The organism is Leptospira alexanderi serovar Manhao 3 str. L 60 (genome assembly GCF_000243815.2).
Lineage (GTDB): Bacteria > Spirochaetota > Leptospiria > Leptospirales > Leptospiraceae > Leptospira > Leptospira alexanderi.
On record NZ_AHMT02000005.1, the window covers coordinates 112425 to 127500 of the forward strand.

A 15076-nucleotide genomic window follows, 5' to 3' on the forward strand; every position below is an offset into this window, starting at 1 on the left:
ATTTTACTCAAAATAAATCGGAACTTACATTAAATTTATCGCATAGATACTTGATCAAATCGTCATTGTTATCAATGAGGTCCTCCCCATATTTTCACGCGAAGATTTCAATTTCATTATACTGAAACGATTTGATACTTAATTTTTCAGTAACTCTAACTATAATATTTCCACGGATAAAAATGTGATATCGTCTTGAATTTTTTGACCCGAAAGAAAGGATTGAAGATCTGCGAATACGGATTGTACGATTTCTGAAACGGGCCTGGAGGTCTGTTTGAGTATAGATTCTGAAAGCCTACGATCCCCGAATTCTTCTTGGAATGGATTGAACTCTTCTGTCATTCCGTCTGAAAAGAAAAATAATTTATTCCCTTGGGATATCTCTAAAAACTGAGAATTATATTTTATATTTTCAAGAATACCGATGATCGGTCCGCTTCTGGACAATTTTGTAATCGTGTTTCCGGAAAGATAGAATTGATCTGGATGGCCCGCTGCGGAGTAGGAAAGTATCCCCTGTTCGACGTCCACGTCGGCGACGAGGCAACTGAAAAAGGATTTGAGGGTTTTGTATTTTGCGATGATTTCCTGGTTGAGTTCGGAAATTATTTCGCCCGGAGGTAGGTCCAGATATTTCAAACTTTCATATTCGGATTTAATCAGCATGGTGACTAACGCAGCTTGTACTCCATGGCCGGTGGCGTCCGCTAAAAAGATTCTCACCTTACCGGGAGAAATTTCCGCATAGTCGTAGATATCGCCTCCGACTTGGGTCATGGGAACGTATTTCGTGAAAATATATATTTTGCCTAACGTAGCTTCCGGTTTAGGCAAAATTCTGTCTTGAATCTTTTGCGCGTAAAGTAGGTCTTTTTGAAGCAGATTGATCGTATTATTGAGTTCCGCTGTTCTTTTCGCAACCTTTGTTTCGAGTTCCGCGTAAAGGTTTGCGTTTTCGATTAAAATTGCCGCTTGTCCGGCGATCAGCTTCAGGGTTTGAATATTGTTTTCAGTGAACACCCCTTTGACTAATTGATTTTCGAGATAAAGAACCCCTTTGAGTTCTCCCGCGTGTAGCAGAGGAATACAAATCATAGATTGAGGTTTTTTCTCTTTAATGTACTGATCGGTAAAATCTTTGATCAAAGAGGAATCCAATTCGCGAGTGGAAATTATCTTATGCGTTCTAAAAACGTAATTAAGGTATGAAATAGGGTATTGAGTTTCGTCGATTTTCGGAAAATTTTCCACTATAATTTCCGTTTCACCACTTTGTCCCGTAAGATAGACCGTTAGATTTTTGTTGTGTAAATGGAAATAAATAGCTCTTGTCGCACCTGCGGTCTCTATGGCGATTTGAATTAATTTTTTCAAAAGGTTATCTAAGACGATCCCTTCAGAAAGAACATTATATGTTTTTAATATAATTTCCTGATCCAAATTCGTATTTTGGTTGTTAGGTTTTTTTTGAGTCGTTTCATGGGAAAAAGTGAGATTGAGCCGTTTTGCAAAACGGTTTTTAAGATCGACGACTTTGGTGGAAGCTCCCCATTCGGAATAAAAATTGATTGCGAGCTGTATGTAATGGTTTCCTAAGGAAAAGTTTCCGATTTTATAATGAAATCTTGCGGCAATTTCGCTGGATAGGGCTTGAAACGAAACAAAACCGGCTTCTTGAAAAAGTTTGATCGCTTTTTCGTAACTTGTGATCGCTTCTGAGATTTTTCTTCGTACTCTTTCTCTTTCCGCGTGTAAAAGTTCGAGAAGTCCCATGAAATTTTCAGGACAATTTTTACTCCACTTAGTAAAATAAGAGAATATAAGATTTAGCTTTTTTGAATATATAATTCTGTTAAAAAAGGGAAATTCTTCGAAATTCGCCAAAATGGTAAGTCCGTAATAAAACCAGAATTCGGCGAAGGGAATCAAACCGAACGCATTCTGAATTAGATCTTCGCCTTTTTGGCCGTAGATGAGAGCTTTTGAAAATTGTCCCGAAAAATAATGAAGTTTGGTAAGATCGTGATAGTAGTAGAAAAGTGCGGTATAATTCTTATCTTGTAGGATTTTTCTTTCGAAATTTTCCATTTGAAATTCCGAATCGTTTAAGGAATTAGGGGACGAAGTTTTTCCGGCGAGCGCTTTGAGCAACTGATGGGAGCTTTTTGCGATCATAAACGAGAAATTGTCTCTTGCAGTTCTAAAGTATTTCTCCGCGAAATCTGCGTGTATTAAAAGCTCCTCTATCGGGTAGGAAGCGAAGATTTCTTTCTGGATCTTTGCCTGTAGGCTAAATCCCGCATAAAGAATATCTCCGTTCTGTAAGGCTCCTTTATGAACTTCGTCCAACAGCTTTATGTCGGGAGTGATATGTTTCTTCCAATGGCAAAGATAAGCCGAATAAACGTACTGAATTTTCCATTTTACAAGGTCGAAGGGAATCCTTCTGTTTAGATCCATCGCAATCTTGGAATAACGTATTCCTTGATTCAGATCTTTTAATATTTGGTTCACGATCATTCCGTAGCCGCTGTACGCAATCGGACTACTTCTGGAAACTCCTTTCGTTAGAGAAATATTAAATATCTTTAATACTAAGAGCGCAAAGAGATTTTGGTTGTACGTGAATGCGGAAGGACCAAGATCTGCAAAAAGGTCGATCAGGGCCTGGTATTCCGGTTCCGAATTTTCCTTTGGATGAACGAGTTCGAAATCCGATTTTCCTTTGGATAAAATCAAAGAGAGAAGTAATTCCTTAAAAAGCGCCAAATTAATTTTAAATCGAGAATAAGGGATGTGAATCTTACAACGTTTCATCGCGTATAAACCGGCTGAAACGGCTTTTTCGACCTTGTTCATTTTAGAATAGAGCCGAACACGTATCATGTTAGCGCGGATGTACTGTAAATTCGAAATGCTTAAATTTTCTAATAATCCTAAAAGTGATATTGCCCTTTCGTAATTGTTCAGGAGATATTCCGTTTCTGCGGTTTCCAAAACCACGTTGGAATACAACTCCAAATCTTTGATACAAACTTCCCGGTTTAAGGAATTTAATGCGGAGTTCAGATATTGAAGGGAACTTTCGTAAGAACCGAAGCTTTTGGCTTGAAGACCGGTTTTGTAGTTTAGGGTTATAAGATTATTACGAAGAGTTTCTTCTTCGATCTGATCAAGAGCCTGATTAAGATGATTTGTGATTTCAAAAAGGATTCTATTTTTAGGTTGCGGACCGTGAATGGCGAGGAGGGTTACCCCCGCTTGTTTATGAAATTCCTTCCGTTTCGATTCTTCTAAAAGGCTGTAAGCCGCTTGTCGAACTCTGTCGTGCGAAAAACCAAAGGTTTGTTCCGAAGAAAGGTTTTTTTCAAAAATAGATTGATTCTGATTATGAAAGGGTATTAAAAGCCCTTCTTTTACCGCTTCCCAAAGAGTTTGATTAAGTTTTAGAATATCAAAAAAACTTAATTTTGAAATGAATTCTAAAGTGAATCGTTCTCCCAGGCAAGAGCAGATTCCGAGCAGTTCCCGAATTTCCGGAGTAAGTTCCTTAATTCTATCGCAGAGAAAATCGACGACATTATCGGCAGCGGATAGGCTGTCGACCTTTTCGAGATCCCAGTTCCAGAGTTGAGATTCGAATTCGTAAGATAGAATATTCGTTTTTTTACAGGTTCTAAGGAGCTGAATGATCGCTAGAGGATTGCCCAATGTTTTCTTGTGGAGGATGGAGGTTACGGATCGAGTTTGCTCTTCCGGGCTGGGAACTAAATCCTGAATAAGGTGGTAAATACTTTTTTTGTCGAGCGATTCGATTGTGAGCAGACTTTTTTGAATCTTATTCGTTTCGATGGATTTTAGGATTTCGGAAAATGGATTTGGAGATTCGACGGCTTCTGGTCTAAATGAGAGAATGCATAAGAAATTCTTAATTTTCGAATGGATAAAAAAAGTCTCTATGAGATTAAGACTTGCCGGATCGGCCCATTGTAAGTCGTCCATATAAAGGACGAGCGGTCTGCTCATTTCGGAAAGGGCTCTGATAAAGTTATGGAAAGTATAGTAGAAACGGTTTCGATTCTCATCCGGAGGCAATTCGGACAATTTCGGTTGCGGACCTAAAATAAACTCCAATTCGGGAAGCTGATCCAGAAGTATTTTTCCGTTGTCTCCTATGTATTGGTTGATCAGTTTTTTTAATTTCCCGATTTCTTTTTCCTGTTTGGAAAGTAAAGTCGGAACCAGCTCTCTTAAGGAATGTATGAGTCCACCGAACGGAATCGATCTTTCATACTGATCGAACTTACCTTGGATGACAATTTCGCCTCTTTCGGAGATACTCTTTAAAAAAAATTTTGCAAGCGCCGACTTCCCGGAACCAGAATCACCTGTGATGAAAACAAGCTCCGTATCTCCCCGAAGTACTTTATTAAAAGAGGATTCTAAAACGGCTTTCTCCTTATCTCTTCCGTGAAGAACGGAAGAATCGAATGTTAGTTCCGGGATGTCTCTGGAGCCGGGAATGAACATTGAATCGGTTTCTCTTTTTTGAAAATCTTGAAGACAGAGTTTTAAGTCATATATCAATCCATCAATGGATGCATAACGTTTATCCGGGTCTTTTTTAAGTAATTTCGAGATAACGAGCGAAATCGTTATAGGCAATTCTTTCCGAATTATGTGTACGGGAATCGGTTTTCTTGCGAGATGGGCGTGTAAAATTTCGTTTCCGTTCTTGGAAGTAAACGGAAGAATTCCCGTAATCATCTGATAGAAAATGACTCCCAAGGAATAAAAGTCCGTGCGAAGATTTAGAATACGAGAGAGTTTTCCGGTTAGCTCCGGGGAGATGTAGGAGAGGATTTCGACGGGTAAATCCGGCGTAATAGAAATTGAAGTTTTTTTATCCGAGAAAGTTGCGGATGAAAAATCCGTAATTTTAACTATCCCCGTTTTCGCTTGAACCCAAATGTTGTCGGGACGGAGCGCCTGATGGAGAATTTTTTTTTCGTGAATTTCTTTGAGTGCTAAGGAGATACCCATGGCAATCTCAAAAAATTTCTCAATGGAATTCACACCGTTAGGAAACAATCTCGAAAGAGGAACGGAATCGCAGTCTTCGATTACGAGAATTGGAACGCCTTCATGTCGTATTAATTCCAGTGAATTCTGAATTCTCGGTCCTTTAACAAAGTTGGAAATTCTAAAATCGTGATAGATTTTTTGAATGCTCTTAATAGTCGGGTTTTTTTGACGAAGGAGTTTGAGAAGAACGCGTTTCCCCGATCTTTGATCCAGAGATCTATATATTATAAATTGATGATCTACGGAGAAGAACCCGAACGTCTTAAAACCGTGGAGCTGGAATTCCATCCTAGAAGAATTGAATGTCCTTTCTAAAGTCAAAATCGAAAAGAAAAGATTCCATTTCCGAAATTCAAGAAAAACACCGAGCCGCTTCGATACCGCTTACGACGGTACTTTCCACACATCCGGCGTTTAACACGGAATTTTGAATCCAATCTCCCGTAATTACAAGGTTGGAGTATCCGTTATTGCCCGCCGGAAGCCTGTATTTCGTCGAACCTTTCACAGATAAAACGTATCTTTCCGTGGGTTGAATATTTAAACGGACATATTGGGATTCGATTCTTTGGGGTCCTTTTTCCGTCTTGTTTGCATCCAATAGAAAATCCCAATTGAACCCTGAAGTTTTTCCGGGAATCGTAGAAGTTGGCCAAAGAACACGCACGTCTTGCTCTAGAAATTTCACAATCCTTTCCTTTAACTTTTTCATCTGAGTCGGTATATCCGGATCAACCAGAGGATCCTTAGGCGTTATTCCGGCGGGAGAAGGACCGCAAAAATAGGCGATATGATTTGGCGAGAGGGAATCTGGCCAAGACTCCCTGTTGATGAGATGGCTCATGTCGCACCAAGTGTCGAAAGGTTCCGCGTAAGATCCTAACACCGGAGGTTCGTTCTTCCAATACTTCCATCCCAGACCTGCAATATCGGGATACATCCAAAGTTGAAACGCATCCGTTAGACAGGTTGTGATCGATTCCGTCATTTGTTTCCACTTTGAGCTTTCCTCTAAAATCTTCGGACATACAAAAGGAATTGCGCCAATGGAAATTCCGAATACGATTCGATCGAAATCATTTCCGTATTCGAGAATGATCTCTTCTTTATCCTGCCATGTGGACCAATAGTTTTCCAAGTCTATATGGTCTTTTTTTAATATTTCTCCTTCCACAATCTGGTCGTAGAGAGGTTCACTTGGCCAGCACGCAAGTCCTTTTACGTTTATCAAAGGATAGTAATCATCCTTATTTAGGTTTACTTGTTTGCCGATTTTTACGGTTTGAATCAAGGATTGTCCGTTCGATTTTCCGGGAATCAGTTCCCTAACTCGATGAAAGAATTTGATATGAACTCCGCGTTTTTTCAGAATTTCATACAGAGGAGTGAAAATGACGTCTCCCATTCCCGCTTGCATTCTATAAGCGACCGCACCTTTGTAAGTGAAGACCATTCTTAAGGCTCCTTTAAGAGCCGTTCCGGCGGCGAAAGTGTATTGCTCTTTTCCTCCGAATACGAGACCGTAGATCGCTTGTACGATCGCGGAGTTGATTGTGAGTTCATTTGCTCCGTGACGTCTAAGCCATTCCCTATAATCGAAGTCGTCTATGCTTTCAAAACCTTTTTCTAAAAGGTTATCTTTGATCATTCCTTTGATATTGGTGAGACTGAAATCGGTTAAGATCCAAAATCTTCTTACCTCGGTGTTTGATTCGATCTTTTTGTTTACTTTTTCCCAAAGATTATCAATGAATAGCTCTAAGATTTTTAGAAAGCGATCGCGAGCAAAATCATCATTTAGTTTATCCGAAATATTTTTTAGAACGAGAATGACTTTCTCGATCGTGCCCAAGTCGGATCCTTCCTCGTCTTCTATCCATTCCGAGATTAGTTTCCAGATGTTTTGATCTTCAATTTGTTCGTTTTCCTGAAAAATAGATTTCCGATGACTTACATAATATTCGTTCACGTAATTTAGAATCATCGAAGGATAAACCGAAGGATCCGGAAGCTCGGTTGTATCTCCGGGGATTTGATTGTTCATCGGAAATCGCATCGGCCAAGGTTGGTAACTTCCATTTATCTGTTCCTCCAATACGAAAAAGTTCGCCGGTTTAAACGCTTCTTCCCAGGTAGCCAAAGGATCAGTGAGAGGTCTTCCGAGTTCTTGATAACATTTTCTGATGAGTTGAAAAGCGTGATCGTAAAATCCGAACCAGATGTGCAATCCATGTTCTTCAATTCGATTGGAGGAGTCCTGATTTCTGCCGCTTGCGCCTTTCCCGCCGAGTCTCCAACCTAATTGATAAATCGTGATGTCGTATTTCTCCTGCCAATCGGGTTTGGAAGTGATTTCGTATGCAGTAACGAGAGAACTCAAACCGCCTCCGAGTATGATTACTTTTTCTTTTTTGGTCTTCATAAAATCTAACCTACCGTAAATTAAATTATATTTATAGAATATATTAAAATTTTGATATTAAAGATTGAATTTAAATTGACGAATTTCCAAAATCGACGACGTTTTTTATATATGTAAGTTCTCCTTTCCGAAGCGGGTTTATACGTTTTGATGAATGATTTTTCCGGGAGAAAAATCAAAATCAAAATCACACCAAATTCCGAATTGAATCGATACGGAAGTGCTTTTAAGGCCAAAGTCGGAAATGAAAGGGAAATACGCGTTGCTTAAAATATCTAAAATGTAATTCCCTTCTAAAATTCCGCCCTTACGAAAGAGAGTAACGTTGCTGTTCGCCTCTACGATTGCTTGATAACAGGCTAATTTAGGATCGGCCGCATCCCTGAATTGTTTTAAGAAGACCATTCCAACTTCGGGAAAAAATAAATGCTCCAAGAGATTGATTGTCGAGCCAGTGCTCGGAATCTTGATCTTGAAAGGGTCATCGAAAAGAATCTTAGCGAATTCGTTTCCCAACTTAGACAAATCATCGAATGATTCCTTTGAATGAGTTTCTTCTGGAGGACAGGTAAGAGTAAATATCCGTTGGGAGATAGCCTGACGGTCTTTGCCACGAGGAGTGATGGCATCCGCAGAAAAGTATTCGGGAGGAACCTGAAGAGAAGGTATTTGAAATTCGCCTTGAATTTTATGAAAACCGTAGATTTCCCTTCCCGTAGCCATTGCAGTGGGAATATCTACGAAAAGATAAGGTTGATAAAACCGAATTCGAACCGGATCTTTTGCAAAAAGAGGAATCCAGAAACCTACGTCTGTTTCCTTCACCCAGCCGCAATCGTTGCCCGGAACGAGATATTGCTGTTTTGCAAATACAAGAAATAACTTATCTGTAAATGCGGAATAATGCATCTTGCCACTTGCGGGAACGTTTAGATCTCTATCTACGATAAATTGAATCGCATTCTGATTTCCTTGTATACAAAAGGCGTAAAATTCCACTTGTTTCATCTGATAAGGCGGAGGAAGTTCCTGTTCGCCTCCGCGAACAATATAGTCTGTCATGTTGACTCCTGTGTCTTGGCGTTCAATGTTGGATATATTTTTCAGATATTGTAAATAATAAAATTATAGTGTTGTTGTAAAATGAATCATAAACATTGGTAATGCTTATTAAATCTTTATTTTGTTGTGGTTTGTGTCTGGTTGATTGTTACTTTAGGGTTTAATAAAGCTTCGATTGCTTTCGTCTGATGTTTGTTTTTTAGATTCAAGTTTCGATTTAAAAACAAAAGACGTATTTTATGCCCGGATTTTAATAGTAAGTTATGCGTCCTTAAATCGGTTTTATCGCGTTTAAATGAAAAGAAAAGTGGCTTGGAATTACTTAGGAAGTGAGTTTTCTTTCTGCGGAGGTTTGATTCGAGCGGATTTTTTACAAATGGAAAAGTGCTTTTATATGTTTTATTTTATAATTAGAATTTTATAATATTCGCAGTAATTTTTCAAAACGTATCTTTTTAGATTTTTTGTTTGGTTCAAATTTCTTATTACAAAAAACAAAGTTAGTGTATCGTGAGATTAAGAAAAATGCGGATCGGAATTGAAAATCGACTGTAAACCTGTCTTAAAAACCTGAAAAGAAATCAGTTACGATTGTTCAGCGGGTTTGTACTACTCATCCCTACATAATAGAGTATCCAAAATTCTGCGCCTAAACGCGGGATTTATGCTCAAGTTAACGGTATTCTATTTTATAGGGATCAATAAAACGCAGCGGTTCCCACAGGTTACGTCTCTTGAGTAAGTTTATGAACTTTCGAACGTCCTTTTCGTTGTTAAATTTCTATAGGAGTTCCTACGTCTTGAGGCATAAATAAGGCGCTTATAATTTTGTGTCTAAGCGGGGGCTTTGTCTCAAAATCCTAGTATGTAGGACAGATTTTGCATAAAAATACAGACAATTCCGAAAGCGGATTGTTCAATCTGCTTTCGGAATTCGATTCTTATTGTGTAGGTTGATTGGTTCTTGATTGGTTTGGTGGGGTAGTCGTTAAAGTCGGTGTAGGAGTTACGACCGGTTCCTTGTCCACGACTGTGATACCGTTTTTCTTGTCTACCGTTCCGCCTTCTACCATAATTTGTAAAGAGCGAAGTCCAGGTTTGTCACTCGTTAGCCATTTTTGAAAATTAGAAATTTTTTGAACGCAGTAGTGGAATCCCCTGTCCGTGGAAATTTCGGAACCGGGAGACCAAGGGAACAAATCTTTACGTACGGAAATCGTTCTCACCACAAGAGAATTTTCTTCGATCGGAAGATTGAGAATGGAATTCTTAAACTCTTGAGGATAAGAGAAATATTCTTCTGCGTTGCTAAAATAAATAACTCCGATCTTATGACCTACTTTTTTCAAAGTGTTCCCAATTCCGGTTAACGTAATATTTCCGAGAAGATTTCCGCGAACTGGGAAAATTCTTCCCTCAATCGCCAATTTACGGATATAAGAGTATTGTTCTTCGTCGGTTTGGAACATCTTGTAGTTATATTTTTTGGCGAGCATCAAGTTGGTCCTATGACGTTTACGAATAAACGGAGAAGCTTGTTTATAAACTTTCTTGTAGACTTCCGGATCGGAGAAAGAGGTCTGGATTAACTCGAGGGCTTCCTTTTCGCCTTCTTTACCCCAAAGACGGATAAAATCTTCTTTCTTTTCTCCCTTTTTAAGGAAAAGAATCGTGATCGTGTTTGCATGAACGACTATCTGGGTAAAGTCCATAAGATAAATAAAATCCGATTTCGCCCAAGCTGCGATCGTGAGATTTTGTTCCGATCCGACTCCAACATAAGCGTTTCCTATGTTTTGAACGTGAGGAATGAGAAGATCCAAACGATCTTCATTGGAAACGGTAGTATCACCCACGTCCCATTTTGTAGGAACGAGGGTTTCTTGAGGAGTTTCCTTAAAAATCTCGAGCTTGGAAACGAGATCTTGTTCGCTTAAATGGCGATTTTGATTCTCTTCGGTTTTTTTCGATCCTGAACAAAACGAAAAACAGAAAGCTGAGAATATAAGAATAAAATAAATTCCTAATTTAAAATTATTGATCATATTAATTGTCTGCGTCCTTTGCGCAACGAAAGCCAAAATGATGGTATTCCGGAAAGTTCTCCGGAATGTGGGCTCTCCTTTTAGAGCCCCTCGCATAACTTGCCGGCCACCACCAAGAACCGCTTTTTAAAACTTTCTTTGAGTAACCCGGGCAGGATTCTTTTCCACCGCAAGGACCTTTGGGGTCCTTGCCTCTACACGCATCCCCGCAGACTTTAAAAGAAGGGGAATACCAATCCGCAGTCCATTCCCATGAATTTCCGGCCATATCGTACAAACCGTAAACCCCGGGGGCTTTTGTTCCGACGTCGGCTGTCGGCATAAGATGGGGTTTCTCCGTTTTTTTAGCGACACATCCTTTGATATCTCCCACTGCGATAATCGCTTTTTTGCAGGTTGCGAGTTCGTTTCCCCAAGGATATAAATTTCCATCGGGCCCTCTGGCCGCTTTTTCCCATTCCGCTTCAGTAGGAAGTCTCTTGCCCGCCCATTCGCAAAATTCTTTTGCCGTATACCAACTGATTCCTACCGCGGGTTGTTTGGGACCTAAGTAGGGTTTACCATAACGTGGTCCGATGTAATTACATTTACCTGCCTTTAAGCATTCTTGGCATTTGCCCGCGTTTTTGCATTTATCAAATTCTTCGTTCGTGACTTCGTATATATCCATATAAAAGTCGCTCACATAAACTTTCTCCTCCGGCCTTTCGTCCGCGTCGTACGTGTTGCTTCCTCGGATGAATTCTCCGGCAGCGATACATTTCATTCCGGCGATTTCTTTTCCACCGCAGGGAGGGGAGTCCGCAAACAATTTGTACGTACATTCTAAACAGGCTGTCGAAATCGTTGCGAGTAGAAGAATATTTCGGATTTTCGATTTCATGAAGATTCCTATCCTAAAGGATTCCGCAGTAGAAAGAATCTTTTAGAATGAGGATAGACTGAAAAAGGAAACGAACAAATCAAGTATTTTAAAAAATCTCTGGATTCTTAAAACGATCGAAACAAATTAGTTCTAATATTTTAAAGAGAATGAAACCGTATCCCGTCTTTCCATTTCGCGCCATACTCTTTTTTTGTATGAGTCTGTTTGTAATCGTTTCCTGCGGAGGTTTCTTTCGAAAAAAAATCCTAAATTCTCCGTTAAATGATCCAAGAAAAATGCTCCTTGTTCGGATCGATCCTGGACATTTAGGAGAATTTAAGGAAAAAACCGAAGGAAAGTATACCATCAGTTATCAAGAGGCCGATTCTTATTATTCCGTGATGAGTAAGGAAGATGTCGAAAAATTTGGATTTCCGTCTCCGGGAATTACGGTTGTTAAGCAATACTTTCCGTTTAAATACTATTCCGGAAATTATCAAGATCTCATCAAAGAACAGTTTACCGGTCTTGACGATCTCAAAAAAGGATATAAAGATAATATATTAAATATTCATTATTTATTTGGGGTTGCAAGTCGCTACCCCAAACGGGCTCGTGTGGAGGTAATCGGTAAAACTGCGAGAGGTAGAGAGATTCCGGCGTTGCTTCTTACTAACACGAACCTGTCCGATGAGGAAAAAATCTCCGTTCTTTTCAATTGTGCCCATCACGCGAATGAAGTCATCTCGATCGAACATTGTTACGATATTATATATTCCGTTTTATCCAAGCCTAAAAGATATGAGGAAATTCTAAATAAGATGAAGATCTGGGTTGTTCCGATTGTTAATCCGGACGGAGCCAGGCACTTTTGGCATGTGTCCAATTTGATGGGAAGAAAGAATGGTCATCCTGGAATTGGTCCGGTAAATGACAAATTAAATCCGGGGGTCGATATCAACCGAAACTATCCTTTCTTCTGGGGAAAAACGGGAGGAGGTTATTCTTCTTCGAATCCTTCCAACTATTTTTATAGAGGGCCTTCAGCGGGATCGGAACCCGAAACAAAGGCGATGATGGATTTGGCCGATCGGGAAAGATTTGTTGCGTCCATTAGTTATCACGCATATGCAAATTGTCTGTTAATTCCTTATTCAATCGATTCCTTGAACAATCCAGAACCGGACATGGCTAGGGAATTAGGGAAGAAGATCGCGGCTTCGGTTGCAAGCCTGAATCCCGAAAAAGAATTCGAAGCAAAAAAAAATATTTATCCTATCGATGGAGTGGATCAGGATTATTTATATTTCACTCATGGGACACTTGCGTATCTTTTGGAAACCACGCATCTAAATCCCGCATATGGGGAAGTGGAGAAGGTGAATGTTTCTTTGAGAGAAACTTGGAACATTTTGTTAAACGAAGTTTTGGAAGGAAGAAAGATTTTCTTGAAAGTTACGGACGAATTTGGAATACCTCTCGAAGCGAAAATCGAAATTGAAAGAGTAAAATACTTTCATGAGGAAATTCGGGTTTCCAATCCGATCAATGGATTTTTCTTTCAGCTGTTTCCCGATCGAAAGGAAACGAAGATCAAAATTTCCAAAAAAGGTTACGAATCCGTGGAAATTTGGTCCCGACCGCACCGAAGCTGGGAGCCTCTAAAAATCATACTTAAGAAAAGTGGAATTTAATGTTTCGTATCGGAAACGAGATATATCTTATCTTTTGTACGCTGATTTGGGGAGGGACGTTCACCATGACGATTTTCGGACTCAGGGACACTTCTCCCTCCATCTTTTTGGGTCTTCGTTTTGGGATTGCAAGCTTCGTTTTTTTCCGTTCGTTTGGAAGGAATTTAGAAACGGTAAAGTTTGGTACCCGAGCGCATTTTGGCTCGGAATGTTTTTGTATCTCGGGTTTGCTTGTGAAACCTTAGGACTCAAAACTACGACGGCGACCAAATCCTCTTTCTTAATCGGAACGTTAGTCGTCATTACGCCATTTTTGGAAGCGGTCTTCAAAAGGAAAATGCCCGCAAAGGGAAATCTTTTGGGGGTTGCCGTAGTTTTTACTGGAATTTGTCTGATCCTTTTGGGAGAAATCGGGATGGAAGGTTCTTTGATGATCACAAGCGGGGATTGGATTACTCTTGGCGGCGCGTTTTTTTTCTCTTTGTACATCATCCAAATGGATCGTGTGAGCGCTGAAATTCCGATTCGAGTTTCCATTTTTTATCAGTCCTTTGTGGCTGGTTTTCTCGCTTTGGTGTCGGTGATCGGTCTCCATTTTACCGGAATTGAGGAAGCGAGGATTAATCCGAGTATGAGATTGATTCCGGGGGTTTTGTACAATGCGCTTTTAGCTTCGGTGTTGACCACATTTTTACAAACAAAATTTCAACGTTATGTGTCACCAACTCGTGTGGGAATCATCTTTTCTTTGGAACCTGTTTTTTCTTCCATTATCGCCTTTTTATTATTAGGTGAAACTTCGGGTCCCATTCGGATTGCGGGTTGTACGATCGTCTTTGCGGGATTGATTCTTGCAGAATTGATCGGAAAGGATCGAGAAGCCGATTTCTGATTTCATCACTATCACTTTGGCTTTTCTATGAGGAGCGTTCTTTGTGTGAAAATATCATTAGAGTTGTTGAAAAATTCCATGATTCAGTTTAACAAAACCGCTTCAAATACTCATTTCAATAGGGCAGAAACGGACAGAGGATTAATTTTTCAATAACTCTATTCAATTCTAAGGGTAATCTGTTTGGAGTTTAGAAATTCTTAATATGGGATAAAATCAGAGAAACTATCGAAGTCAGAACCTATTTCAAAAATTCGTTACTTTATCCTAAAGTGCGATATTATAGATTATTTTATAAGTAGGTTCCAGTGTTAAAATACTCTATGAATGTTTTAGACAGGGTTTTCGGAACAATCGTAAAAAGTTCGGCGTTTTGAAGAATTTACGATTTTAGAATCTGTCCCAAAACCTTAAAATAAATCAGTTTCTACATTTCGCAAGTTCGTAATAAAGCATAGTAGTTCCCACAGATTACATCCCCTTGGGTAGAATTGAAGATTTTCGAACAGACTTTTCTTTGTTAAATTCTTATGAGAGTTCTCACATCATAGTGCTATATAATATAGTGCCCAGAATTCTGACTTTAAAACAGAGATTTATCTCAAAAATAACTTATCTTTATTTAAAACGTCGATATCGATCATTCTTGGATATTTTTGAGATAGCTTCTAATTAAAAACAATACAAAAAATAGGATGATTTTATTTAAAATTAAATTAATATATTATAATTTACGAAAATAATAATTATTACCTACGTTTCCGATTAATGTGGTTCTGCGGTATAAATTGATTGTAAATGGGGTCGGAGCCGAACGTTCCAACTTGCGATATCCTTCTGTGTAGCGACGCATATCGTTGCCGAAAATTCTCGCATCGGAGAGAAGTTCTATCACATTGTCGTATGTTTCCGGAGAGTTGATAATTCGAGGAATCGTTCCACGGTTCGATTTTAGTTTTTCCGAAATTTCATAAAAATTATTAAAAGATACACGGATGTCTTCCCGGT

7 protein-coding genes and 1 pseudogene (1 of these 8 running past the window's edge) are annotated in these 15076 nt (G+C 39.3%); 2 read left to right on the top strand and 6 right to left on the bottom strand.

Translation table 11 applies throughout. From position 1 onward, the window contains the following. Positions 1-159: 159 nt before the first annotated feature. The 5 genes from LEP1GSC062_RS01925 to LEP1GSC062_RS01945 form a co-directional block, all read right to left on the bottom strand. Positions 160-5376, bottom strand: coding sequence for a trifunctional serine/threonine-protein kinase/ATP-binding protein/SpoIIE family protein phosphatase (locus tag LEP1GSC062_RS01925; protein ID WP_039940938.1), 5217 nt, complete (start codon positions 5374-5376; stop codon positions 160-162). Positions 5377-5440: 64 nt separating this feature from the next. Beyond that, positions 5441-7510 carry an NAD(P)-binding protein gene (locus LEP1GSC062_RS01930; protein WP_020983200.1) on the bottom strand — a complete coding sequence of 690 codons (2070 nt, stop codon included), beginning with the start codon at positions 7508-7510 and terminating at the stop codon, positions 5441-5443. 138 nt (positions 7511-7648) lie between these two features. Beyond that, positions 7649-8572: a hypothetical protein gene (locus LEP1GSC062_RS01935; RefSeq protein WP_010577129.1), complete on the bottom strand. Its 924-nt coding sequence runs from the start codon at positions 8570-8572 to the stop codon at positions 7649-7651. Positions 8573-9513: 941 nt separating this feature from the next. Next, the gene (locus LEP1GSC062_RS01940; protein WP_020983226.1) at positions 9514-10617 is read right to left on the bottom strand and encodes an LIC_10091 family lipoprotein; all 1104 of its coding nucleotides are present in this window, start codon (positions 10615-10617) and stop codon (positions 9514-9516) included. Between the two features lies 1 nt (position 10618). After that, the gene (locus tag LEP1GSC062_RS01945; RefSeq protein WP_010577128.1) at positions 10619-11500 is read right to left on the bottom strand and encodes a formylglycine-generating enzyme family protein; all 882 of its coding nucleotides are present in this window, start codon (positions 11498-11500) and stop codon (positions 10619-10621) included. A 149-nt stretch (positions 11501-11649) separates the two neighbouring features. Here LEP1GSC062_RS01945 and LEP1GSC062_RS01950 point away from each other — a divergent pair, with 149 nt between their 5' ends. Both LEP1GSC062_RS01950 and LEP1GSC062_RS01955 read left to right on the top strand, forming a co-directional pair. Further along, a complete protein-coding gene (locus LEP1GSC062_RS01950; RefSeq protein ID WP_010577127.1) occupies positions 11650-13176 on the top strand; it encodes a M14 family zinc carboxypeptidase in 1527 nt (508 codons plus the stop codon). Then, a pseudogene (locus LEP1GSC062_RS01955) lies at positions 13176-14068 on the top strand (DMT family transporter). The gene LEP1GSC062_RS01950 and the pseudogene LEP1GSC062_RS01955 overlap by 1 nt, the downstream one beginning before the upstream one ends. A gap of 724 nt (positions 14069-14792) precedes the next feature. Here LEP1GSC062_RS01955 and LEP1GSC062_RS01960 read toward each other — a convergent pair. After that, positions 14793-15076 carry the 3' end of an MlaD family protein gene (locus LEP1GSC062_RS01960; RefSeq protein ID WP_010577125.1) on the bottom strand. Its footprint extends 517 nt past the window's final position, so the window shows 284 of its 801 coding nt (coding positions 518-801); its start codon lies beyond the right edge, outside the window; its stop codon occupies positions 14793-14795.